Below are 20,605 nucleotides of genomic sequence, written 5' to 3' on the forward strand. Positions count from 1 at the left end.
TCACCCCCGGAGGCTCACGGGCCGGGGTGGGCACCCTCAGGGGCTCACGGGCCGCGGTCGCCGACGGCCGCACCGCCTGAACAGGGGGCGGGGCCGGTACGGCATCGGACCGTGCCGGCCCCTCAGGGGCGCCCGGCAGCGTGCTGTCCCGTCCGGCCCCGCGCCCGGTCGGTCCGGTCCGGGCGGGGGACGAGTGCCGCCCGGACGGTCGCCATCCGCTCCCGGACCCCGTCGGTGGGGACGCTCCCGGGCGGGGGCGGCGGCAGGTGCGCGCCCTCGCCCCGGCAGGGGCCGCACAGCCCGCCGCGCAGCGCCTCCGGGCTGCCGGGCGCACGGCACTCGCCGCACTCCAGGGCGCGGATCGTGGCGGAGCGCGGGCCGGGGACGGGGCGTTCGGGGGGCAGCTTGTCGATGAGGCGGCGCCTGATGAGGGACGCGGCGTGGTGCACGGTGGCGGGCAGCCCGTGGGTGAGGGCGCGCAGCGTCTCGTCCTCGGTGGCACCCCGCTCGAACCACGCGCCGACCTGCGGCTCCAGGCTCGCGCACTCCGCCGCCGACAGGCTCAGCGCGGGCACCGTACGGCCCAGGGCGGCCAGCAGGACGAAGGCGCGGGTGCGCGTGGGCTGCCGCCGTGTCTCCTGCGGTACGTCGCCCCGGATGAACGCCGTCCACCAGTCGTCCTCGCGCGCGGTGCGGGAGAAGAACGTCCGGGTCACCCAGAGCATGACCTCGTCGGTGGCGACGCACTCGCTGCCCCGGCGCAAGTGCCCGGCCGCCTGGAGCCTGTTGAGGGCGGTCCGCAGGGCGCACTGCCCGTACGGGAGCCACTTGGCCAGTGTCTTGACGGAGATGTCGGAGCCGTCGGGCAGCCGGTCGATGTAGGTGGCGACGGCCGCCTCGCGGGGCGGCAGATGCGAGAAGTCGCGCTCGCCGCGCGGGCGTTGGTCCGGGGCGGAACGTTTGCCGTAACCGGGGTTCGCCATCGGGTGCGGAGGCTCGTACGGGGTGTGGGGGGCAGCACTAAGCTGGTCGGCAGCCATCAGATCGGTGTCCTGTTCAGTCGATCTCGTTGGTCAGACCCCTGTCCGGTGTTGGTGCACCGGCGGGGGTCGCTGTCGTTCGGCACGCTAGAGCGTCGCCACGGTCCGTGGCAACTCGATCACAAACGGTCAACTCGGCAGGTGGGGAGGGTGGGTGGGCGGGAAGAGGTACACCACCCATTCCTCCGGAAGAGCGCTCGGACTCCAGGGCTTGAGCTCCGGGAGGTCAACCCGTGGAGACGCCCGGCCCCCGATCGGATGAGGTGGGGCGGACCGCCGGGCGTGGCGCGGCACGGGATCTCAGGATGACCGGTGGCGGCGCCCTGGCCGGCAGGTCCCGGGGCGGGAGCACCCGCATGCCGCCGACCGATCCGCGCGGGGAGCGACCATGGCGAACGAGCTGAAGTACGGCGACAGGATCCACCTGCAGAACGGCTACGACGGCTGGACGGGCGGCTACCTGGACACCAACGGCCACAGCGGCGACTCCGGCGGCAAGTACGCCGTGTCGACCGCCGAGTCCCCCGTGCGCGGGGAGGGGACCGGCACCTGGGAGATCCTCTCGCCGTCGGGCAAGGCCACCGGTGCCCCGGTGGTCAGCGGTGACGTGATCCAGCTGCGCAACCTCTACGGCGGGGACGGCGGTTACCTCGACACCAACGGCCACGCCTCCTCGGACCAGCGCAACGCGGGCGCCAGGTACAACGTCTCCACGTCCAAGGACAGGGACCGCGCGCTCGGCTCGGGCACCGGCCGCTGGCGCGTCACCGCCCGGACGTCCACGCCCGCCGACGGGAGCATCCGCCCCGGCGACGTCATCCACCTGTGGAACATCTACGCCGACAACGGAGGCTTCCTGGAGACCAACGGCGTGGGTCCGGCCGCCGGGAAGTACGACGTCTGCACCAGCGCCTACTCCAACCGCGCCGCGGACGTGGCGGACTGGAGGGCCCAGCGCCCGTAGCCGGGCCGGAGCCCGAACGCCCGGTGCCGGGGCCTGCCGCACCTCGCGCGGGCCCCGTACACCGTCGTGGTCCGGTCCACGCCGCGCCCGGCCGGGCGGGCCGAGCGGCGGCTCCGCGCCCCTCCCGCCCGCCCGCCCCGTTCGCTTGCCGCCCCGTCCGGGCCGCCTGCGCTCAGCGCGTCCGGACGGGGCGGGGCACGCGCTTGCCGACGTCCCGCAGCTTGTCGGGGTTGGCCACGTTGTGGATGGCGGAGATCCGTCCCTGGGCGTCGAAGTCGAAGGTGACCGTGGAGATCACGCGGTCCGGCGCGCTGAAGACCAGGCCCGTCCCGCCGTTGATCTCGGCCAGCTCGGCCCTCATGTCGGCCGGATCGACGCCCTGGTAGGAGACCGTTCCCATCGCGGCGAACCAGGAGGCCACCGTGGCCGCGCCCACGACCGGGCGCAGGGCCTGGCGGACCTTGCCCCCGCCGTCGGTCCACAGGGTGACGTCCGGTGACAGCAGCTCCATCAGGGCGTTCATGTCCCCACCGGTCGCGGCGGTGAAGAACCGCTCGGTGGCGTCGCGTTGCCGCGTACGGTCCGCCGTGAAGCGCGGACGCCGGGCCGCCACGTGCGCGCGGGCGCGGTGCGCGGCCTGCCGCACGGCCGCCTCGGAGCGCTCCACCGCCTCCGCTATCTCGGTGTGACTGAAGTCGAAGACCTCCTTCAGCACGAACACGGCGCGTTCCAGCGGGCTCAGCGTCTCCAGCACGACCAGCATCGCCATCGAAACGGACTCCGCGTCCATGACGCTGTCGGAGGCGTCCCCGCTGGTCAGGATCGGCTCGGGAAGCCACGGCCCCACGTAGACCTCGCGCTTGTGCCGGGTCGAGCGCAGACGGTCCATCGCCAGGTTCGACACGATCCGCACCAGGTACGCCTTGGGGTCGGCCACCTGCGAGCGGTCGGCGGCCGACCACTTGATCCAGGCGTCCTGCACCGCGTCCTCGGCGTCGGCGGCGGTGCCGAGGAGGCGGTAGCCCACGGAGAACAGCAGGCCCCGGTACCGGTGGAACAGCTCCTGGTCGTCGTCCGGCCGGGTCATCGGGCCGCCCGCGTCCGGGTGGAGCGGCCGCCGCGGGGCCAGAACACTCCTGAGGCGGGCATCTTCTTCATGCGGCCGTAGGTCGGCCAGGGGGAGGCGGTCACGGTCTCCTTATATCGGGCCGCCACGCGGCCCGTCAGGCAGATTCGCCGGGGGCTGTCGTCGGGCCGGGTGAACTGCACGACCCCGTCGTTCCTGCCCAGGCTCACCGGCGTGTGGTAGTAGCCGAAGCGGAAGGGCTTGGGCCGCTTCCCCTCCAGGGCGCGGAGGACCGACAGCGCGGCGTGCACCCCGGACGGCATCCCGCTCTGGCAGGTGCCGTGCAGCACGCCGCGCCCCATGCGGATGGCCGCCGCGTCCCCCACCGCGTACACGTCCGGGTGCGACTCCGACCGCAGCGAGGCGTCGGTGACGACGCGGCCCCGCTCGTCCACGGCCAGTCCGGCGGCGGCCGCCAGGGGGGACACCCGGGTGCCGCTCGTCCACAGCACGACGTCCGCCGCGACGCTCTCCCCGCCCGCGAGCTCGACCGAACCGGGCAGCACCTTCACCACCTCGGCCGCGCTGCGCACCCGTACGCCGAGCCGGTCGAGCGCGGACCGCAGATACGCTCCGGCCCTCGGGTTCATGGTGGCACCGGGTTCGTGCCGCCCCACCAGGACGACGTCCAGTCCGGGGTGGCGCTCGGCGATCTCCGCGGCCGACTCGACACCGGTCAGTCCGCTGCCCACGACGGCCACGGTGCCGGTCCCGAGCCGTGCCAGCCGGTCGGCCAGGGCCTCGGCGTCCTCGGGGCCGTTCACGGTGTACGCGTGGTCCTCGACACCCGGGACCCCCGCCGTGTCGGCCACGCTGCCCAGCCCGTACACCAGCGTGTCGTAGCCGAGCACCCGGTCGTCGTCGATCCGGACGGTCCTGGCGTCCGTGTCCACGGCCGTCACCCAGCCGCGCACGAACGCGGCGCCCGTACCCTCCAGCATCTCCGGGATGCTCAGTTCGGCGACCTCCTGGCCCGTCGCCGTCATGTGCAGCCGCAGCCGCTCGGTGAACGTGTCCTGTGCGTTCACGAGGGTGACGGCCGGTCCGTTCCTCCGCCCCGAGCGGGCGGCCAGCTGGACGGCCGCCGCCATGCCCGCGTACCCCGCGCCCAGGACGACGACGTGGTGGCCGGCCGTTGTGCTGTTCTCCCGTGCGTTCATGGCTTCCGCCCTCTTCCGCTGCTCGCTTCTCGATGACGACCCCCCAGACGCACGGTCGCCCCCTATCTGTGACGCGGAGAAATGTGACCTGCCTCACGCCGGTGGTGGTGGTCCCCGGCCGGGCGCTACCCGTGGATCCGGTGGAGTCCCAGCGGCGCGGGAGGGGGCAGCGGCGCGGCCGGTCCGGCGCGGAAGGACTGGAGCAGATAGGCGACCAGGCGGCGGGAAGCGGCGGGGGCGTCGTCGCCCGCCCCCGTGGCGGCCCCGCAGTTGGCCAGCATCAGCAGCGTGATGTCACCCATGTCGAAGTCCTGCCGCAGCTGTCCGCCGTCCTGCGCCCGCCGGATCAGCAGGGCCAGCCCCTGCTCGGCGCGGGTGCGCTCCTCGGTGAAGTCGTCGTGGTCGGGGAACTGGGCGAGGAACGCCTCCGTGAACCCCCGCTCGGCCGCCTGCATCATGCAGATCCTCTCCACGACGGTGCGGAAGCCGCGCCACGGGTCCGGATCCTGAAGCCCCTCGTCGAGGACGGCGGCGCAGTGCGCGAGCTGTTCGGCGAAGGCCTCGGACACCAGGGTGGCGCGTGTCGGGAACCGCCGGTAGAGCGTGGCGACCCCGACCTTCGCGCGCCGGGCGATGGCCGCCATGGGTACGTCGATCCCGTGCAGGGCGAACGCCTCGCGGGCCGCGCGGAGGATCCGCTCGCGGTTCTCGCGGGCGTCGGCACGCAGCTCGGCGGAGGGTTTCTGAGAAGGCTGAACAGGCATGTTTCTCACTTCGGTCCAAATGGAGGGTGCCATCCACTTACCCGTCTAGCGTGGGGTCCATGGACGATATGCGCGCAGCGCTCTACGACCGGTACGGACCCCCCGAAGTGCTCTACGAGGGCCGCGTCCCCGTGCCCGGGCTCCGGCAGGGTGAGGTGCTGGTCCGTGTCCACGCGACGAGCGTCAACGGCGGGGAGCTGTACGGCAGGGCCGGACGCGTCCGCCTCGTGACGGGCCGCCGCTTCCCCCTGCGCACCGGGATGGACTTCGCCGGTGAGATCGCCCGCGTGGACGGCGCGGTGAAGGGGCTGCGCGAGGGTGACCGGGTCTGGGGACTCCTGGGCCGCACCTTCGGCAGCGCGGCCGAGTACGTCGCGGTCCGGCCGCGCCAACTCTCCTACGCCCCCGTCAACATCAGCCTCGTCGAGGCCGCCTCGCTCCCCGCAGGGACCACCGCCATCACCGCGTTGGAGACCAAGGCAGGGCTGAAAGCGGGCGAGCGGCTGCTGGTGCGGGGCGGCGCGGGCGGGATCGGCAGCGTCGCCGTCCAGCTCGGCAAGGCGCTGGGAGCGCACGTGACCGCGCTGGCCGGCGGGAAGAACCTCGATCTCGTCCGGGAGCTGGGGGCCGACGAGGCCTACAGCTACACGACGACGGGGCCGGACGACCTGGGCACGTTCGATGTCGTCCTGGACACCGTCGGCACCGAACACCGGGCCTTCCGGAGGCTGCTGGCCCCCGGCGGACGTATGGTCTCCATCGCCTTCGACATCGACCACCCGGGCGCCAGCCTCTCCTACCTGCTCGCCTCCACGGTCCACGGCTCCCGCCGGGTCCGCTTCTTCAGCGGCAACCCGAAGCACGACCTCTTCGCCCGGCTGACCCGCTACGTGGAGAGCGGGGCCATCCGCCCGGTGGTGGACACCGTCCACCCGCTCTCCGGGATCGCCGCCGCGCACCGGGCGCTGGAGGCGGGAGGCGTACGCGGGAAGCACGTGATCCAGGTGGTGCCGACGAGCCCGGAGCCTGGACGACGCTACAGGCGCTTGATACCGGCGACGAACGAAGCCCAGGCGCTCGTCCGGAACACGAGCGCCGGGCCGTCGGTCACCTTGGAGTCACGGACGGGGACCACATCGGGGTGACCGGTCGCGACTTCGAGGCAGTTACCGCCGCTGGCGTCGCTGTACGAGGACTTGCGCCAGGTGGCGACTTCGAGGCAGTTGCCACCATCCCCGCCGCTGTAGGAGGACTTGTGCCAAGTCGCAGTGGAGAGGTTGTAGTCAGAGCTGCTGATCTTCATGGGCGTAATCCTCCGACACCGATTCGATCAAGGCCAGGGACGCGTTGGGGACAGTGCGCAGGCCACTAGCAAATCGTAGGTCAGTTCGTACGAACGCACCGCTGCCGGATCATCGAGTAATTGCCCCGACCCCAGGCCGTCCAGGTAGGCAAGGGGCGGTGCGTCCGGGAAGGCCATCAACTTGAGGGGGCCACCCATCGCTGCGTGCCCACCAGCGATGTAGGGCAGAACCTGAATGATGACCCTTCGCTGCCGGATCAACTGCGTCAGGTGGCGAAGCGCCTCGGACATGACGGTGGGCCCGCCGACCCGTCGTCTGATCACGGCCTCGTCCAGAACCGTCCAAACCATGGGTGTTGTTGGATGCGCCAGCAGGTTGGCGCGCTCAAGCCTGGCCGCGACAAGCTCGTCGATTGTGGCCTCCGGGGTGGTGGGCCGTCCCGCCAGGAACACCGCTCGCGCATACGACTCAGCTTGCAGCAGCCCAGGGATGAGGAGCGGCGAGTACTCCTTGATCGTCTCTGCGACGGCCTCCGCCTCCGCAGCCTCCGCGAAGTGGTCTGGATACTTCGACTGCTTCAGGGCCGCGCAGTTCCGTACGAAGAAGCCGTCCGCGCCCAGCACCTCGTCCAGCTTCTGCGCCTGGTCCAGTTGCATCCGGCGCGTACCGGCCTCCAGCTGGCCGATGAAGGAGCCGCTGACGAAGAGCGGGGTGCCCAGGTCCTCCTGGGACAGGCCCGCCGACTCCCTTCTGTGCCGGAGTTCGGCGCCCAGGAGGGCTCGGGGGGAGGAGGCGGGGTCGAGCTTCTTCGGTCCGGGCAAGGCGACTCCCTGTGACACACGTGCGGGTGTTGGAACTGCACCTCTTCCACGGTAGTCCCGAATTGACCACGCTGAGTAGGCATAGCCACTACTCAGCGTGGAAATGGGGAAGATCATGATGACGGCTACGGAACGGCGCAAAGAGGCAGCGGGCAGAGTGCGGGCCGCGGAGGACGCGGTGGCCCGGCTGCGGGCAGGTCTGGCGGGGGTCGGCGTGAAGCTCCCGTCGCTGCGGATCGACCCCGTGTCGTGCGCGGGGAACGAGCCGGCCCCGCTGGTCGACCTGGGCCGGTGCTCGATCGAGACGGCGCTGCGGTTGAGTGTGCAGCTCGAAGCGGCGGCGGCTCATGACGGTTGAAGGACTGGAGCCGTGTACGCCTGAGCCCGGAACGTTCGCGGTGGACGGCCGGGACGGCCGGGTCGGCCGGGTGATGGGCCGCGTAGGACCGTATGTGCAGTTGCGTCCGCCGGGGGGCGGGGCGGAGTGGGACTGCCCGCCGGACGCCGTCCGGCCGGCCCCGCCGGGGCTCGTGCTGCGGGCCCGGGTGAGGGAGATCAACCGGGAGGGGCAGCTGCCACGCTGATGACGCGTCATCGGTGCTGCCCGTGGGGGGCCGTGCCGTTGGATGCCGGCGACTGCGTCGGGCTCCGGTGCGAGTGGCCCGGCGCGACGCTGCTGGACGCGGTGGGCGGCGTACGCGCTCCGGGAGAGCGGTACGCGGTGCTGATGGCGGGCCCCGCTGCCGGACGGCTCGGGGAGCGGTCCTCGGGGACTCGTCCACCGCACCACGCGGAGACGGTCCTACTGCTTGCCGGTGCCGACGGGGTCGACCCTGACCTTCGGGCCGGTGTCGGCGCTGACCGGGAGGCTGATCGAGACCGACAGGGCCTTGGAGTGGGTCTCGTCGGGCGGGGTGACCTCGATGGCGCTGACGTACACGCCGGTGCCGCCGGTGTTGTTCGGCGGGTAGTGGAGGGTGAAGCGGGTCGACTCGCCGGGGCTGACGGAGACGGCCGGGGCGGCGAGGTCGCTGCGCTCGGCGCTGAGGGGCCCGGAGGCGTCCTGGGACCTCAGGTCGACCCCGGGGAAGCCCTTGAGGGTGCAGGCGTCGTCGCCCGTGTTCTTGAGGCTGACGAGGAGGTCGCCCTCGCCCATCCCGTGCGTGACGCTGAAGTCGAGGTTCGCCGTCTTGCAGGCACCCGCGGTGGTCTGCCCCTTGCCGCTGCCGCCGGCGGACTCCGAGGAGGTCGAGCCGTCACCGGAGTGCGTGGTCTTCCCGCCGGACGTGGCGCTCCCGGACGCGGTGCTGTCGGGCGTGGTGCCGTCGGAGGAGTTCCCGTCGGAGGAGTTCCCGGCGGAGGACGAGGAGGCGGCTCCCGGGTCGTTCGTGCTCGCGGCGGAACTTCCACCCCCCTGGCAGGCGGTGAGCGAGAGGCCCGCGGTGAGGGCGAGAGCGGCGAAGGTGAGCGTCTTGGCACGCATCGTTTTCTTCCTTTCGGTCGGTGCCGTCTGTCAGGCACCTGTGAGCGTTACTGATCACGAGGACCCGCCCGGACCCGCGAGCCGTTCCGGCCGGCCGCCCGCTACTACATGCCTGTTACATGCGATTGGCCGGCCGGCGTGGCCTTCCGGACGGGTCGCGTGCCGGGCCTGTCCGGCGGTTGACCCGGGGCTCCCGTACCGCCGGTGGCCCGGGAAACGGGGCCCGGGCGCCTCGCGGGACACCGGGCCGGGGCGCGCTGTCCGCACGTTCGGCCACCGGGTCCCGGAGGTCTCGATTCCGGTTTCGTGGCCGTCGGCCGCTGGGACACACCCGTGACCGAGGGGCCCTTGACCGGCGGACGCGCGATCCCCTACCGCGAGGCGGCCCCGCGTTCTTTGCCGGCCTGGCCTGCGGGCACGGGACAGCGGGGCCGGCTCCGTAGGAGAAGCCGACCCCGCCTCTGAGCGTGGCACGCGGGGGATCACATGATCCGGTAGCTGTCGTAGTAGCCGCCGACCTGGGCGTGGTAGCCCGGGTCGCTCGCGTGGGTGTGCTTGTCGAACTCCGGGGAGTCCTTGATCTGATCCTTGGTCAGGTCGACGAATATCGTCCGGTGCTCCGTGTCGATCCCCTTGACCGTGCCTGCCGGAAGCAGGACGTCCTTGCCGAAGATCCAGACCCCGGTGTCGACGACCAGATAGGCGGAGCCCACCTCGTCGGAGTGCTTGTCGACCTTGCCGATGCTCCCGTCCGTCGCCTCGACCGAGAATCCGGTCAGATCGGCGCCCGCGGTGTGGCCGCTCGAAGGCTGGTAGCCCCACAGGTTGTCGCTCATAAATGGCTCCTTCCTCGACGGTTCATTCGGCACGGCGCATCCCGTCGTGATGAGGACGGGTGCCGCTCAACAAATCGGCTGCCCGTACTTCGGCGGCCCACACCCGAAGAATTGCGGGGCGCAATGCAAAAAGCGGGTGGCTCACGATCCGTAGATCGTGAGCCACCCGCGTCAGTGCTGGTCGGAGTCGTCTACCAGCGGTACCACCGGCCACGCTTGCCGCCGCCGGCCGCCGGACGTACGAAGAATCCGATGAGCCACACCACGAGCACGATCACCGCGATCCACCACAGTGCCTTGAGTGCGAAACCGGCACCGAAAAGGATCAGGGCGAGCAGAAGAACGAGAAGCAGGGGAACCATTGTTATCAACCTCCGTGACATCTGGTGCCCAGCAATCAATTGCCTACACACACGTGTTCGTCCGGAGGATTTTCAGGGCTTCTCGTGACCGTGCGGGGGCTGTCGTCGCGGCTCGTGGTGCGGGGTCAGACCCCGGCGGGTTCCTTCGCCGGGGCGCCGCCCGAGGGGGAGGCGGGGCCGGTGGCCGTGACGGTGGAGGAGGCAGCCTCCTGGGAGACGTTGAACTCCGCCAGCAGCGACTTGCTGAAGCCGAAGAAGTACGTGGCGACGAAACCCGCGACGTAGCCGACGAGCAGACCGCCCGCGTAGACCGCGATCGTGGCGCCGAGGCCGTGGTTGCCGTCCAGGAGCGGGAAGAGGGCCCAGCCGGACGGGCCGATGGCCGTGGAGCCGACCGAGTCGCCGAGCTGGTTGAACAGGCCCACGAAGCCGCCGCCGAACGCGCCGCCCACGCAGGCCGTGATGAACGGGCGGCCCAGGGGGAGCGAGACGCCGTAGATCAGGGGTTCGCCGACGCCCAGCAGGCCCGCGGGCATCGCGGACCTGATGGTCCTGCGGATCGACTCGTTGCGGGGGAGGCGGAGGTAGACCGCGGCCGCCGCGCCGACCTGGCCGGCTCCGGCCATGGCGAGGATCGGGAGCAGCACCGTGAAGCCCTGCTGCTCGATCAGGGTCGTGTGGATCGGGATCAGGGCCTGGTGCAGGCCCAGCATCACCAGGGGCAGGAAGAAACCGCCGAGCAGGAAGCCCGCGCCCGCGCCGCCCGTGGAGAGCAGCCAGTCCGCGAACGTGCCGATGGCGGAGGAGACCTCGCCGGCCACGTACATCAGGCCGAAGATCGTGACGAGGCCGGAGACCAGCACCGTGAGCGTCGGGGTGACCAGGACGTCCAGCGCCTCGGGGACCCAGCGGCGGCACCACTTCTCGACGTACACCGCGAGGACCGCCGCGCCGAGGGCGCCGAGGACGCCGCCCTGGCCCGGGGAGAGGGTCTGGCCGAAGGCCTCGATGTTCGCGACGCCGGGGAAGACGATGATGGCCGCGACCGCGCCGCCGAGGATCGGGGTGCCGCCGAACTCCTTCGCCGTGTTGTAGCCGACGAAGACGGCGATCAGGGCCATGAAGCCGGAGGCCATCGCCGCCAGGGCGGGCGTCACCGAGGTCAGCCAGCCGAGGTTCACCAGGAGGCCGTTGAGCCCGGCGATGATGCCGCAGCCGATCAGGGCGGGGATCAGCGGGACGAAGATGTTCGCGATCCTGCGCAGGAACAGCTTGAAGGGGGTGGCGTTCTTCGCCTTCTGCTGTGCCTTGAGCGCGGCGCCCTTGCCGGCCAGCTCCTCGGCGGTGCGGGCGGGCGCGGGGGTCCCGGACGCCCGGCCCTCCTCGACCAGCTGCTCGAACTCCGGGGCGACCCGGGCGACGGTGCCCGGACCGAGGACGATCTGGTAGGTGTCGTCCTCGACCACGCCCATCACGGCGGGAACCGCCTTGAGGGCCTCGTCGTCGACGAGGGAACGGTCGTGCAGGCCCAGCCGGAGCCGGGTCATGCAGTGGGCGGTCGAGCTGACGTTCGCAGCGCCACCGACGAGCGGCAGGATCGCGGCGGCGGTGGCGCGGTTCTTGTCTTCAGTAGCCATGGTGCGTGGTGCCTTGCTGTGCGGGGAGTGGTGCGTCAGGTGGTGCGGACAGCCGCGAGGGCTGCGCGGAGGTGGCCGTGGGATTCGGCCAGGAGCGTGCCGGCGGTGGGGCCGTCGACCCCGCCGAGGATGGTGAGGATGGCGTTCTTCACCTCGCCGTCGGTGGCGGCCAGTGCCGCCTCGATCTCCTGGTCGGAGGCGCCGGTGGCGAGGGAGACGATCCGGCGGGAGCGGGCGCGCAGCTTCTCGTTGGACGCGCGTACGTCGACCATCAGGTTCCCGTACGTCTTGCCGAGCCGGATCATCGTGATCGTCGAGAGCATGTTCAGGACGAGCTTCTGCGCCGTCCCCGCCTTGAGGCGGGTGGAACCGGTGAGCAGCTCGGGGCCGACGACGATCTCCAGACCGTGCTCGGCCGCGGCGGCGAGCGCGGAGTCCGCGTTGCAGGACAGCCCGATGGTGAGGGCGCCCACGGCGCGGGCGTGCTCGACCGCACCGATGGCGTAGGGGGTGCGGCCGGAGGCGGAGATCCCGACCACCGTGTCGTCGGCGGTGAGGCCCAGACCGTCGAGGTCGGCCGCGGCCAGCTCCTTGCTGTCCTCGGCGCCCTCGACCGCCTTGACCATGGCGGAGGGTCCGCCCGCGATCAGCCCGATGACCTCGGACGGGTCGGTGTTGAAGGTGGGCGGGCACTCGCTGGCGTCGAGGACGCCGAGACGGCCGGCGGTCCCGGCGCCCGCGTAGACCAGCCGGCCGCCGCGCGCCATGCGCTCGGCGGTCGCGTCGATCGCGGCGGCGATCTGGGGCAGCTTCTCGGCCACGGCGGCGGGGACGGTGGTGTCCTCGCCGTTCATGATGCGGGCTATGTCCTGCGTGGGCAGCTGGTCGATCTCGGCGAGCTCCGGCCGGAACGCCTCCGTGGTGAGGGTGGCGAGCTGCGCGCGCAGTTCGCCGTAGCCGTCGGGGGTGGGGGCGTCGGCGTTCGCGTCGGTGGTGGAGGTCATGGACGGCGTCTGCTTTCTCGTGCTCGTACGGTTCGCGGGTGCGGGTGCGGGTGCGGGTGCGGGTTGCGGTGCGAGGGTGCCGGGGTCAGCGGCTGCGCGGGGTGTGGCGGTGGGCGAGCGCCTCGTACGACGCGGACAGCGCGGGTGCGGCCGTCTCGTACGTCCGCTGGGCGACGCCTATGAACAGGCAGTCCACGACGAGGAGCTGACTCGTGCGGCTCGACATGGCGGCGGGCCGCAGCTCGCTCTCCCGGGCGGTGGACGTGGTCAGCACGTGGTCGGCGTACTGCGAGACCGGCCCGTCCGGACGGCCGGTGATCGCGACCGTCGTCGCGCCGCGGTCGAAGGCGACCCGGAGCGGCTCTATGACGTCGCCCGTCGACCCGGAGTGCGTGATCGCGATGGCCACGTCGCCGGACCGGAGCTGCACCGCGTTGGTCACGGCGAGGTGCGGGTCCGAGTGGGCGTGGGCTATCAGGCCGATGCGGAGCAGCTTCTGCGCCAGGTCCTGGCCGACGAGGGAGGACGCCCCCACGCCGTAGATGTCGATGCGGCGGGCGGTCGCGGCGGCCGCCACGGCGGCACCGAGCTGCACCGTGTCGAGGCCGGCGGCCGTGTCGGCGAGGGTCTGCTGCTCGTCGTAGGCCAGCTTGGTGACGACGTCGGCGATGGGGTCGTCGACGGCGATGTCGGCGGTGACGGCGGGCGCCCGGCCGGACTGCTGGTGGGCGGCGAGCCCGGCCAGCGCGAGCCGCAGATCGCGGTAGCCCGGGTAGCCGAGGAGGCGGGCGGTGCGCACGACGGTCGCCTCGCTGGTGCCGGTCAGCTCGGCGAGTCCGGTGACGGTCAGGGCGGCACACCCGGCGGGGTCACCCGCGACCGCTTCGGCGACCCGTTGCATGGAACGGGTCATGGACGGAGCGAGGGTCCGCACCTTGGCGGCGAGCGCCGCGGGGGCGGGCGGGGAATCCGGGTTGAAACTTTCCTTCACGTCATGGGTCACATTTGAAAGATATTTTCACGGACGAATCCCGTCAACCCCCCTTTGGTCCCCGCCCCGGGGCCGAGGCGGCCGGCCGTCCGGGAGGGCGGGGGACAATGGGACTCATGGAGTTGAACAGCCTGGAGCAGGAGCTGCACACCGCGCGTGCGCTGGTGATGGCCGACCTCGTCGCGGGCGATGTGGCCGAGGCCGGGATCGTCTCGATGGTCGAGGACGCGATAGTCCACCGGCGGTGGTGGGTCGAACAGTGGCCCGAGGGCGTGGCCTTCGTCACGGGGCTCGTGGCCCAGGACGTCCAGGACGCCCTCCTGGAGCGGCACGGGCGGTGGCCGTTGTGCCCGGTGTGCACGGGCGAGGGGCCGCACGCCCTGGACGTCGAGCCGGAGCTCGGCCCCGATCCGCACTGGGTCTGCACGAAGGCCACGGTGTCCGTCGCGCGGGTCGGCGCGCTCGCCGAGGTCCTCGGCCGGTGACCGTCTACATCGACCCGCCGACCTGGCCCGGACACGGCCGCATGTGGTCGCACCTGGTCAGTGACGTGTCGTTCGAGGAACTGCACGCCTTCGCCGCGACGATCGGCTGCCCGCCCCGCGCCTTCGAGCGCGACCACTACGACGTGCCCGAGGCGCGTTACGCCGATGCGGTGCGCGCCGGGGCGCTGGAGGTCGGATCGAAGGAGATCGTGCGCCGGCTCACGGACGCGGGGCTGCGGCGCCCGAAGGGGCGGCCCATCCCGGGCTGACGACCTCCGAGGGGGCCGCCTGGGCCGCATGGGCCGTCTCTTCGAGCCGGGCGAGCGGGCGTCCCGCTCCTGTGGGTGGCGTCGGGCCGCTGTCCGTCCTGGTCGGAGTCCCGCTCCTGTGGACGGCGTCGGGCCGCTGTCCGTCCCGGCCGGAGACCCGCTCCTGTGGAAGGTGTCGGACCGTTGTCGGTCGTGGTCGGCGGTCCGCTTTTGCGGAGGGTGCCGGAGCGTTGTCCGTTCCGGCCGGCGTCCCGCTCCTGTGGATGGCGTCGGATCGTTGTCCGTTCCGGCCGGAGACCCGCTCCTGTGGATGGCGTCGGATCGCTGTCCGTTCCGGCCGGAGACCCGCTCCTGTGGATGGCGTCGGACCGCTGTCCGTCCCGGCGGGCGTCCCGCCCCTGTGGATGGCCTCGGACCGCTGTCCGTCCTAGCCGACGGCGCGCTCCGGGCTGATGTCCTGCTCCGCGCCGCTGTACGCCGGTGCGCCCGCGATCCGCCGGGACGGCGTACCCCCGCCGCGCAGCCGCAGCGAGACCGTCACGGCCACCAGGCCGAGCACCAGCATCGCGGCGCCCGCCCAGGCCGTGGCCCGGAAGCCGAAGTCCGCGTCGATCACCGCACCGCCCAGCCACGGGCCGCTCGTGTTGCCCAGGTTGAACGCGGCCGTGGTCGTCGCCCCCGCCAGCGTCGGGGCGACCCCCGCGACGTTGAACATGCGGGCGTTGAGCGCCGGGGCCGTGTAGAAGGCGGACAGCCCCAGCAGGAAGGCCAGGACGACGACAGCGACCTGGTTCGACGCGAACAGGGCCAGGGCCACCAGGAAGACGGTCGAGGCGCCGATACCGCTCAGCAGCACACCGAAGAGGTGCGCGTCGGCGACCCGCCCGCCGATCGTCGTACCGATGAGCGCGCCGGCACCGAACAGCGCGAGCACCCACGGCACCCAGCTCGAACTCAGCCCGGCCACGTCCGTCAGCAGCGGAGCGAGATAGCTGAACGCGCAGAACACACCGCCCGCCGCGAGGGCCGTGATCACGATGGACAGCCAGACCTGGCGGTCCCTGTAGATCGCGACCTCCCGCTTGAGCTGCGGCTTCTCGTCCGGCAGCGGAATGCGCGGGATGCGGGTGACGACGCCCACCAGAGCCACGGCGGACGCCGCGCCCACCGCCCAGAACGCCGAACGCCAGCCGAAGCTCTCCCCGAGGAACGCGCCCAGCGGCACCCCGAGGACGTTGGCGATCGAGAGCCCGCCGATCATCACGGCCATCGCCCTGGCCCGTGAGTTCACCGGGACCATCGCGATGGCGACCGCGGCGCCGACGGCCCAGAAACCGGCGCACGCCAGCGCACTCACCACCCGGGAGACGAACAGCACCTCGTACGTCGGCGCCAGCGCGCCCGCGACCTGACCCAGCCCGAAGACCGTGATGAGCGCGATGAGGGTGGTGCGGCGGGGCAGCCGCAGGGTGGCTATCGCCAGCAGCGGGGCGCCGACCACCATGCCGATCGCGAAGGCGGATATCAGGAGTCCGGCCTTCGGGATGGAGACGTCCATGTCGTCGGCGATGGGCGGCAGCAGCCCGGACAGCATGAACTCACTGGTACCGAGGGCGAAGACCGAGAGGCCGAGGATGTAGACGGCCATCGGCATACGGGGACGGCTGGAAGCAGAGTCGGGCATGACAGTGGCCAACAGTGCCGTCCTCCCTGTCATTCCCCTGTCTCACTGGATGAGCAGCTCCAGTTCGGTGGTCAGGTTCTGTCGCGCCCTTGGTTCCCATTCCCGCACCCCGTGCGGCGTACGGAACAGCCGGGGCAGCTCCAGCAGCTGCCGCAGGACCGCGGCGCGCCCCTCGCGGAAGGCGTCGTCCGGGACGAAGCCGTACTCCTCGCGCACCTGGGCCGCGTACGCCGCGTAGTCCTTGGGGGCCGCCGCCAGGATCGCCAGGTCCGCGTCGCAGAGCACCTCACCGTTGGTGTCGCCGTCCGCCGGGTCGTGCGTGACGGTGAGCCGGACGAGCCGGGCGACCTCGGCCACGGACGCGCCGGGGACACCGGCCTCGGGCAGGGCGCGTTCGGCGAGTGCCGCGCTGCGCTCCTCGTTCTCCGAGCGGTCGGGGCGGTAGACCGCGTCGTGGAACCAGGCGGCGAGGCGCACCAGGTCCGGGTCGGAGGCATGGCCGGCCAGCGTGTCGACCCGGTCCAGGACCTGTGTGAGGTGGGCGGTGGTGTGGTAGCGCCGCTGGGGTTCGGCCCAGCGGCCCAGGAGGTTGTCGGCGTAGGGCAGCGGGTCGGGGCCCGGTGCGCCGCCCCGGGCGGCGGCGAGGGCGTCCTGCCAGCGGGTGCGGAGGGCGGTGGCGTCGGTCATGGGGCGACTGTAGAGCCGGAGGGGACCTTGTCGGGCGGGGCGGAGGGTCGTTAGCGTGCGGCCGTGACGGAACGGGCGGAACCCACGTATCTCATCGACCTCAACGCGGACCTGGGCGAGGGGTTCGGGCGCTGGACCCTCACGGAGGACGAGGCGCTGCTGACCTGCGTCACCAGCGCCAACGTGGCCTGCGGCTTCCACGCGGGCGACGCCTCCGTGATGCGGCGGGTCTGCGACCTGGCCGCCGAGCGCGGCGTACGCGTCGGGGCGCAGGTCTCCTACCGCGACCTGGCCGGATTCGGGCGGCGCGCCATGGACGTGCCGGCGGCCGAGCTGACCGCCGAGACCGCCTACCAGATCGGCGCCCTGCGGGTCTTCGCGGAGGCGGCCGGTTCCGCCGTCTCGTACGTGAAACCGCACGGCGCCCTCTACAACCGTGTCGTGCGCGACGAGGAGCAGGCCGCCGCCGTCGTCGAGGGTGTACTGCTCGCGGGCGGCCGGCCGGCGGTCCTCGGGCTGCCCGGTTCGCGGCTGCTCGCCCGGGCGGAGGCGGCCGGACTGACCGCCGTCGAGGAGGCCTTCGCGGACCGCGCGTACACCCCGCAGGGCACGCTCGTGCCCCGGGGCGAGCCGGGCGCCGTCGTGCACGACGCCGACGAGGTCGTGCGGCGCAGCGTCGGCATGGCCGTCGACGGAGCCGTGACGGGGGTGGACGGTACACGGATAGCCGTCGCGGCGCGTTCGCTCTGCGTGCACGGCGACACCCCCGGCGCGGCGGCGCTCGCCCTGCGGGTCCGGACGGCGCTGGAAGAAGCGGGCGTGCGCGTACGGGCGTTCGCGTGAACGGCGTCCGGGTGCTGGCGGCCGGGCCCCGCGCCCTGCTCGTGGAACTGGCGTCGGGGGACGACGCGGAGGCCTTCCACGCGGAGCTGCTCCGCCGCCGGGCCGCCGGGGAGCTCCCCGGGGTGCGCGAGATCGTCCCCGGCGCCAGGACGGTGCTGCTGGACGGGGTGGAGGACCGCACGCTCGCGGGGCGGCTGCGCGCGTGGACCGTGCCGCCGCTGAGCAGGGGAGCGGGGGAGACCGTCGAGATATCCGTCGTCTACGACGGGCCCGACCTCGCCGACGTGGCCGAGGCGTGGGGCGTCGCCGCCGACGAGGTGGCCCGCGTCCATGCCCGTACGCGGTTCCGGGTCGCCTTCTGCGGGTTCGCGCCCGGCTTCGGCTATCTCACGGGCCTGCCCGCGCACTTGAGCGTGCCGCGCAGGGCCACGCCCCGGACCCGGGTGCCGGCCGGGGCCCTGGCCCTCGCCGGGCCGTACACCGGGATCTACCCGCGCCCGTCGCCCGGCGGCTGGCAGCTCATCGGGCGGATGTGCGGGCCGGACGCCCTCTGGGACCCGGGGCGCGAACCGGCGGCGCTGCTCGCGCCGGGGGCGCGGGTCCGCTTCGTGCCGACGGGGGCGGGCGGATGAGCGCGGGCCTCGACGTGGTCCGGGCGGGCGCGCTGACCACGGTGCAGGACGAGGGCCGTACCGGCTGGGCGCACCTCGGTGTGCCCCGGGCCGGGGCGCTGGACGGTCCCGCCCGGCGGCTGGCCAACCGGCTCGTCGGCAACGCCCCCGACGCGGCGGTGCTGGAGACCACGCTCGACGGCTGCGCGGTGCGGGTGACCGGCCCCCGTCCGGTGCTCGCCGTGGTCGGCGGGGCGGCGTGCCGGGTCACGGTGGACGGCCGCCCGGCCCCCTGGGGGGCGCCCGTCCGGGTGCCCGTCGGCGCGGTGCTGGAGGCGGGGCCCGCCGTGCGGGGGCTGCGCGGCTACCTGGCGTTCGCGGGCGGCCTGGTGCCCGGACCGGTGCTCGGCAGCAGGTCCGCCGACCTGCTCTCGGGGCTCGGGCCCCCGGTCCTGCGGGACGGCGACGTCCTGCCGCTGGGCCCGCCCGGCGCGGCCCCGTGCGCGGACACCGTGCCCTGGCCCGGCGTCCCCGGCGAACTGGTGCTGCCGCTGTACCCGGGGCCGCGCGAGCGCTGGTTCACCGAGGCGGCGCTGCGGACGCTCACCAGCGCCGCGTACCGGGTCTCGGAGCGGAGCAACCGCATCGGGCTGCGCACGGAGGGCCCCGCCCTGCGGCGTGCCCGGGACGGCGAACTGCCCAGTGAGGGCATGGTGCTGGGCGCCGTCCAGGTGCCGCCGGACGGACTCCCCGTGGTGTTCCTCAACGACCATCCGACGACGGGGGGTTACCCGGTCGTGGGGGTGGTCGCCGAAGCGGCGCTGGCGGGCGCGGCGCAGGCGGTCCCGGGGACACCGGTGCGGTTCGTACGGGCGGCCTGACGGGAACGCCGGCCCGGGGCGCCGGCACGGTCGGAGGGGCGGGCCGACGGCACGTTACCGAAGCGTAACTTACCGGTGAGTTACCTCAGGTAATGCCCCGGTGCTAGCTTGCGCTCACCTTCATCGGAGCAGAGCGAGGAGTGAGCCGTGAGTCCGCGCAAGATCACCCGTTCGAGCTCGACCGTGAATACCCCCCACCTCCCGGAGCCCCGTCGGCAGGGACGCCGCACGGGTCTCCTGCTGGCCGCGTCGGTGGCGGCGGCCGCCTGTCTCGGCGCCATGGCCGTGCCCGTCTCCGCCGCCGCGCCGGCCGGCGCCGCTCAGGCCTCGGTGGTGTCCCGGGGCGTGACCATCCCCGACTTCTACAACCCGCCGGCGCAACTGCCCGCCGCAGACGGGGCGCTCGTCCGGACGGAGCCGCTGCCCCTCGGGATCAGCCTTCCCGGGCTGGACGGCCGCCCGATGCCCGGCACCGCGACGCGACTGATGTACAAGTCCACCGACGCGGGCGGCGGGCCCGTCGCGGTCACCGGCGCGTACATCGAACCGTCCGCCGCGTGGAAGGGCGGCGGCTCCCGCCCCCTGGTCGCGCTGGCCTCGGGGACCATGGGCCAGGGCGACCAGTGCGCCCCCTCGCTGTCGCTCCAGAACCCGCTGACCGTCGGCGAGGGCACGGTGTCCATCGGCTACGACAACATCGCCGTCTACCGCTTCCTCGCCGCCGGTGCCGCCGTCGTCGTCACCGACTACGTGGGCCTCGGCGCGACCGACCGCCTGCACACCTACGTCAACCGGGTCGACGAGGGCCACGCCCTCCTGGACGCGGCCCGCGCGGCGCGCTCCGTCGCCGGCGCCTCGGTCACCTCCGCCTCACGGGTCGGCCTCTACGGCTACAGCCAGGGGGGCGGAGCCAGCGCGTCGGCCGCCGAACTCCAGTCCTCGTACGCCCCCGACGTCAATCTGGCGGGCACCTACGCCGGAGCCCCGCCGGCCGACCTGACCGAGGTCATGAAGGGCATCGACGGCAGTGCCCTGGCCGGGGCGCTCGGCTGGTCGATCAACGGCTTCGCCCAGTCCGACCCGTCGCTCAAGGCCGTCGTCGACGCGAACACGAACGACGTCGGCAAGGCCGCGCTGAAGGACACCTCGACCATGTGCGTGGGCGACGCGATCCTCGGCTACGGCTTCACCGACAGCAGGAAGTGGACGGCGAACGGCAAGCCGATCGCCGACATCATCGCGGCCGAACCCAAGCTGCGGGCGGTCCTCGCCCAGCAGCGCATCGGCGACCTGAAGCCGACGGCGCCGGTGCGGCTGGCGACCGGGGTGCACGACGACATCGTCGGCCACGGGCAGGCCAGGCAACTCGCGGTGGACTGGTGCCGCAAGGGCGCGGACGTGACGTACGAGGCGGTCCTGCTGCCCAATCTCGGCGACAAGATCCTCACCAACCACCTCGCTCCGCTGCTCACCGACCAGGGGGCCGCGATCTCCTGGCTGACCGACCGCCTCTCCGGCAGGAAGGCCGCCTCCAACTGCTGGTCGATGCCGGTCCAGCCCTGACCCCCCTCACCCCGTGACCCCTGAGGCCGCGGCGCGTCCGCCCCGCGGACGCCGCCGCGGCCTCGCGCATCTTCAGGTACGCGTTCACAT

At 72.8% G+C, this 20,605-nt stretch carries 23 protein-coding genes and 1 pseudogene; 10 read left to right on the forward strand and 14 right to left on the reverse strand.

What is annotated here, in order from left to right; all coding sequences use genetic code 11:
* Window positions 1-122 precede the first annotated feature (122 nt).
* Window positions 123-1,040 carry a hypothetical protein gene (locus ACFVS9_RS06985; RefSeq protein WP_389930703.1) on the reverse strand — a complete coding sequence of 306 codons (918 nt, stop codon included), beginning with the start codon at window positions 1,038-1,040 and terminating at the stop codon, window positions 123-125.
* 388 nt (window positions 1,041-1,428) lie between these two features.
* On the opposite strand from ACFVS9_RS06985, the gene ACFVS9_RS06990 reads away from it, so the two are divergent.
* Window positions 1,429-2,004: a hypothetical protein gene (locus ACFVS9_RS06990; RefSeq protein WP_389930706.1), complete on the forward strand. Its 576-nt coding sequence runs from the start codon at window positions 1,429-1,431 to the stop codon at window positions 2,002-2,004.
* 172 nt (window positions 2,005-2,176) lie between these two features.
* On the opposite strand, the gene ACFVS9_RS06995 is transcribed toward ACFVS9_RS06990, so the two are convergent.
* The 3 genes from ACFVS9_RS06995 to ACFVS9_RS07005 all read right to left on the reverse strand — a co-directional run bounded on the left by ACFVS9_RS06995 (window position 2,177) and on the right by ACFVS9_RS07005 (window position 5,054).
* Window positions 2,177-3,091: an RNA polymerase sigma-70 factor gene (locus ACFVS9_RS06995; protein WP_383118035.1), complete on the reverse strand. Its 915-nt coding sequence runs from the start codon at window positions 3,089-3,091 to the stop codon at window positions 2,177-2,179.
* The gene (locus tag ACFVS9_RS07000; RefSeq protein WP_389930708.1) at window positions 3,088-4,290 is read right to left on the reverse strand and encodes an NAD(P)/FAD-dependent oxidoreductase; all 1,203 of its coding nucleotides are present in this window, start codon (window positions 4,288-4,290) and stop codon (window positions 3,088-3,090) included. Before ACFVS9_RS07000 ends, ACFVS9_RS06995 begins: the two co-directional genes overlap by 4 nt.
* Window positions 4,291-4,415: 125 nt before the next feature.
* A complete protein-coding gene (locus ACFVS9_RS07005) occupies window positions 4,416-5,054 on the reverse strand; it encodes a TetR/AcrR family transcriptional regulator (RefSeq protein ID WP_389930711.1) in 639 nt (212 codons plus the stop codon).
* A 59-nt stretch (window positions 5,055-5,113) separates the two neighbouring features.
* On the opposite strand from ACFVS9_RS07005, the gene ACFVS9_RS07010 reads away from it, so the two are divergent.
* Complete coding sequence (locus ACFVS9_RS07010; RefSeq protein WP_389930714.1) at window positions 5,114-6,199, forward strand: NAD(P)-dependent alcohol dehydrogenase; 1,086 nt, start codon at window positions 5,114-5,116, stop codon at window positions 6,197-6,199.
* Here ACFVS9_RS07010 and ACFVS9_RS07015 read toward each other — a convergent pair.
* Window positions 6,091-6,357, reverse strand: a complete 267-nt coding sequence (locus ACFVS9_RS07015) for a DUF397 domain-containing protein (protein ID WP_383118039.1) — start codon at window positions 6,355-6,357, stop codon at window positions 6,091-6,093. The genes ACFVS9_RS07010 and ACFVS9_RS07015 overlap by 109 nt on opposite strands.
* A pseudogene (locus ACFVS9_RS07020) lies at window positions 6,338-7,179 on the reverse strand (Scr1 family TA system antitoxin-like transcriptional regulator). Before ACFVS9_RS07020 ends, ACFVS9_RS07015 begins: the two are co-directional and overlap by 20 nt.
* A 118-nt stretch (window positions 7,180-7,297) precedes the next feature.
* On the opposite strand from ACFVS9_RS07020, the gene ACFVS9_RS07025 reads away from it, so the two are divergent.
* Window positions 7,298-7,537 carry a hypothetical protein gene (locus ACFVS9_RS07025; RefSeq protein WP_383118053.1) on the forward strand — a complete coding sequence of 80 codons (240 nt, stop codon included), beginning with the start codon at window positions 7,298-7,300 and terminating at the stop codon, window positions 7,535-7,537.
* Window positions 7,527-7,763 carry a hypothetical protein gene (locus ACFVS9_RS07030; RefSeq protein ID WP_383118041.1) on the forward strand — a complete coding sequence of 79 codons (237 nt, stop codon included), beginning with the start codon at window positions 7,527-7,529 and terminating at the stop codon, window positions 7,761-7,763. Before ACFVS9_RS07025 ends, ACFVS9_RS07030 begins: the two co-directional genes overlap by 11 nt.
* Before the next feature lie 218 nt (window positions 7,764-7,981).
* Here ACFVS9_RS07030 and ACFVS9_RS07035 read toward each other — a convergent pair whose 3' ends face one another.
* The 6 genes from ACFVS9_RS07035 to ACFVS9_RS07060 all read right to left on the reverse strand — a co-directional run bounded on the left by ACFVS9_RS07035 (window position 7,982) and on the right by ACFVS9_RS07060 (window position 13,504).
* Window positions 7,982-8,662 (reverse strand): DUF4232 domain-containing protein, encoded by a 681-nt coding sequence (locus ACFVS9_RS07035; protein ID WP_389930717.1) that lies wholly within the window; start codon window positions 8,660-8,662, stop codon window positions 7,982-7,984.
* Between the two features lie 482 nt (window positions 8,663-9,144).
* Window positions 9,145-9,498: a PRC-barrel domain-containing protein gene (locus ACFVS9_RS07040; protein WP_383118043.1), complete on the reverse strand. Its 354-nt coding sequence runs from the start codon at window positions 9,496-9,498 to the stop codon at window positions 9,145-9,147.
* A gap of 191 nt (window positions 9,499-9,689) precedes the next feature.
* Window positions 9,690-9,860 (reverse strand): hypothetical protein, encoded by a 171-nt coding sequence (locus ACFVS9_RS07045; protein ID WP_031093367.1) that lies wholly within the window; start codon window positions 9,858-9,860, stop codon window positions 9,690-9,692.
* 125 nt (window positions 9,861-9,985) lie between these two features.
* On the reverse strand, window positions 9,986-11,497 hold the full coding sequence (locus tag ACFVS9_RS07050) for a PTS transporter subunit EIIC (protein WP_389930721.1): 1,512 nt from the start codon (window positions 11,495-11,497) through the stop codon (window positions 9,986-9,988).
* Between the two features lie 35 nt (window positions 11,498-11,532).
* Window positions 11,533-12,501, reverse strand: coding sequence for an N-acetylmuramic acid 6-phosphate etherase (gene murQ, locus ACFVS9_RS07055; protein WP_383118045.1), 969 nt, complete (start codon window positions 12,499-12,501; stop codon window positions 11,533-11,535).
* A gap of 85 nt (window positions 12,502-12,586) precedes the next feature.
* Window positions 12,587-13,504: a MurR/RpiR family transcriptional regulator gene (locus ACFVS9_RS07060; RefSeq protein ID WP_383118046.1), complete on the reverse strand. Its 918-nt coding sequence runs from the start codon at window positions 13,502-13,504 to the stop codon at window positions 12,587-12,589.
* Between the two features lie 104 nt (window positions 13,505-13,608).
* Here ACFVS9_RS07060 and ACFVS9_RS07065 point away from each other — a divergent pair, with 104 nt between their 5' ends.
* On the forward strand, window positions 13,609-13,977 hold the full coding sequence (locus tag ACFVS9_RS07065; RefSeq protein WP_383118047.1) for a hypothetical protein: 369 nt from the start codon (window positions 13,609-13,611) through the stop codon (window positions 13,975-13,977).
* Window positions 13,974-14,246 (forward strand): DUF4031 domain-containing protein, encoded by a 273-nt coding sequence (locus tag ACFVS9_RS07070; protein WP_383118048.1) that lies wholly within the window; start codon window positions 13,974-13,976, stop codon window positions 14,244-14,246. Before ACFVS9_RS07065 ends, ACFVS9_RS07070 begins: the two co-directional genes overlap by 4 nt.
* A 427-nt stretch (window positions 14,247-14,673) precedes the next feature.
* On the opposite strand, the gene ACFVS9_RS07075 is transcribed toward ACFVS9_RS07070, so the two are convergent.
* Together ACFVS9_RS07075 and ACFVS9_RS07080 are read right to left on the reverse strand one after the other, a co-directional pair.
* Window positions 14,674-15,900 carry a Cmx/CmrA family chloramphenicol efflux MFS transporter gene (locus ACFVS9_RS07075; protein ID WP_389930825.1) on the reverse strand — a complete coding sequence of 409 codons (1,227 nt, stop codon included), beginning with the start codon at window positions 15,898-15,900 and terminating at the stop codon, window positions 14,674-14,676.
* A 72-nt stretch (window positions 15,901-15,972) separates the two neighbouring features.
* Window positions 15,973-16,617, reverse strand: coding sequence for a hypothetical protein (locus ACFVS9_RS07080; protein WP_383118049.1), 645 nt, complete (start codon window positions 16,615-16,617; stop codon window positions 15,973-15,975).
* 93 nt (window positions 16,618-16,710) lie between these two features.
* On the opposite strand from ACFVS9_RS07080, the gene ACFVS9_RS07085 reads away from it, so the two are divergent.
* The 4 genes from ACFVS9_RS07085 to ACFVS9_RS07100 all read left to right on the forward strand — a co-directional run bounded on the left by ACFVS9_RS07085 (window position 16,711) and on the right by ACFVS9_RS07100 (window position 20,515).
* Window positions 16,711-17,460, forward strand: a complete 750-nt coding sequence (locus tag ACFVS9_RS07085; protein ID WP_383118055.1) for a LamB/YcsF family protein — start codon at window positions 16,711-16,713, stop codon at window positions 17,458-17,460.
* Window positions 17,457-18,092: an allophanate hydrolase subunit 1 gene (locus ACFVS9_RS07090; RefSeq protein ID WP_383118050.1), complete on the forward strand. Its 636-nt coding sequence runs from the start codon at window positions 17,457-17,459 to the stop codon at window positions 18,090-18,092. Before ACFVS9_RS07085 ends, ACFVS9_RS07090 begins: the two co-directional genes overlap by 4 nt.
* A complete protein-coding gene (locus ACFVS9_RS07095; RefSeq protein ID WP_389930728.1) occupies window positions 18,089-18,952 on the forward strand; it encodes a biotin-dependent carboxyltransferase family protein in 864 nt (287 codons plus the stop codon). The genes ACFVS9_RS07090 and ACFVS9_RS07095 overlap by 4 nt, the downstream gene beginning before the upstream one ends.
* A gap of 147 nt (window positions 18,953-19,099) precedes the next feature.
* Window positions 19,100-20,515: a lipase family protein gene (locus ACFVS9_RS07100; RefSeq protein WP_383118052.1), complete on the forward strand. Its 1,416-nt coding sequence runs from the start codon at window positions 19,100-19,102 to the stop codon at window positions 20,513-20,515.
* Window positions 20,516-20,605: the final 90 nt, after the last annotated feature.

The organism is Streptomyces sp. NPDC058008, from assembly GCF_042886395.1.
Lineage (GTDB): Bacteria > Actinomycetota > Actinomycetes > Streptomycetales > Streptomycetaceae > Streptomyces.

What these genes read in the sequence shown, in the direction of transcription:
- ACFVS9_RS06985 (WP_389930703.1), bottom strand. Translation starts at nt 1,040, where the DNA reads ATGGCTGCCGACCAGCTTAGTGCTGCCCCCCACACCCCGTACGAGCCT.
- ACFVS9_RS06990 (WP_389930706.1), top strand. Translation starts at nt 1,429, where the DNA reads ATGGCGAACGAGCTGAAGTACGGCGACAGGATCCACCTGCAGAACGGC.
- ACFVS9_RS06995 (WP_383118035.1), bottom strand. Translation starts at nt 3,091, where the DNA reads ATGACCCGGCCGGACGACGACCAGGAGCTGTTCCACCGGTACCGGGGC.
- ACFVS9_RS07000 (WP_389930708.1), bottom strand. Translation starts at nt 4,290, where the DNA reads ATGAACGCACGGGAGAACAGCACAACGGCCGGCCACCACGTCGTCGTC.
- ACFVS9_RS07005 (WP_389930711.1), bottom strand. Translation starts at nt 5,054, where the DNA reads ATGCCTGTTCAGCCTTCTCAGAAACCCTCCGCCGAGCTGCGTGCCGAC.
- ACFVS9_RS07010 (WP_389930714.1), top strand. Translation starts at nt 5,114, where the DNA reads ATGGACGATATGCGCGCAGCGCTCTACGACCGGTACGGACCCCCCGAA.
- ACFVS9_RS07015 (WP_383118039.1), bottom strand. Translation starts at nt 6,357, where the DNA reads ATGAAGATCAGCAGCTCTGACTACAACCTCTCCACTGCGACTTGGCAC.
- ACFVS9_RS07025 (WP_383118053.1), top strand. Translation starts at nt 7,298, where the DNA reads ATGACGGCTACGGAACGGCGCAAAGAGGCAGCGGGCAGAGTGCGGGCC.
- ACFVS9_RS07030 (WP_383118041.1), top strand. Translation starts at nt 7,527, where the DNA reads ATGACGGTTGAAGGACTGGAGCCGTGTACGCCTGAGCCCGGAACGTTC.
- ACFVS9_RS07035 (WP_389930717.1), bottom strand. Translation starts at nt 8,662, where the DNA reads ATGCGTGCCAAGACGCTCACCTTCGCCGCTCTCGCCCTCACCGCGGGC.
- ACFVS9_RS07040 (WP_383118043.1), bottom strand. Translation starts at nt 9,498, where the DNA reads ATGAGCGACAACCTGTGGGGCTACCAGCCTTCGAGCGGCCACACCGCG.
- ACFVS9_RS07045 (WP_031093367.1), bottom strand. Translation starts at nt 9,860, where the DNA reads ATGGTTCCCCTGCTTCTCGTTCTTCTGCTCGCCCTGATCCTTTTCGGT.
- ACFVS9_RS07050 (WP_389930721.1), bottom strand. Translation starts at nt 11,497, where the DNA reads ATGGCTACTGAAGACAAGAACCGCGCCACCGCCGCCGCGATCCTGCCG.
- murQ (WP_383118045.1), bottom strand. Translation starts at nt 12,501, where the DNA reads ATGACCTCCACCACCGACGCGAACGCCGACGCCCCCACCCCCGACGGC.
- ACFVS9_RS07065 (WP_383118047.1), top strand. Translation starts at nt 13,609, where the DNA reads ATGGAGTTGAACAGCCTGGAGCAGGAGCTGCACACCGCGCGTGCGCTG.
- ACFVS9_RS07075 (WP_389930825.1), bottom strand. Translation starts at nt 15,900, where the DNA reads ATGCCGATGGCCGTCTACATCCTCGGCCTCTCGGTCTTCGCCCTCGGT.
- ACFVS9_RS07080 (WP_383118049.1), bottom strand. Translation starts at nt 16,617, where the DNA reads ATGACCGACGCCACCGCCCTCCGCACCCGCTGGCAGGACGCCCTCGCC.
- ACFVS9_RS07095 (WP_389930728.1), top strand. Translation starts at nt 18,089, where the DNA reads ATGAGCGCGGGCCTCGACGTGGTCCGGGCGGGCGCGCTGACCACGGTG.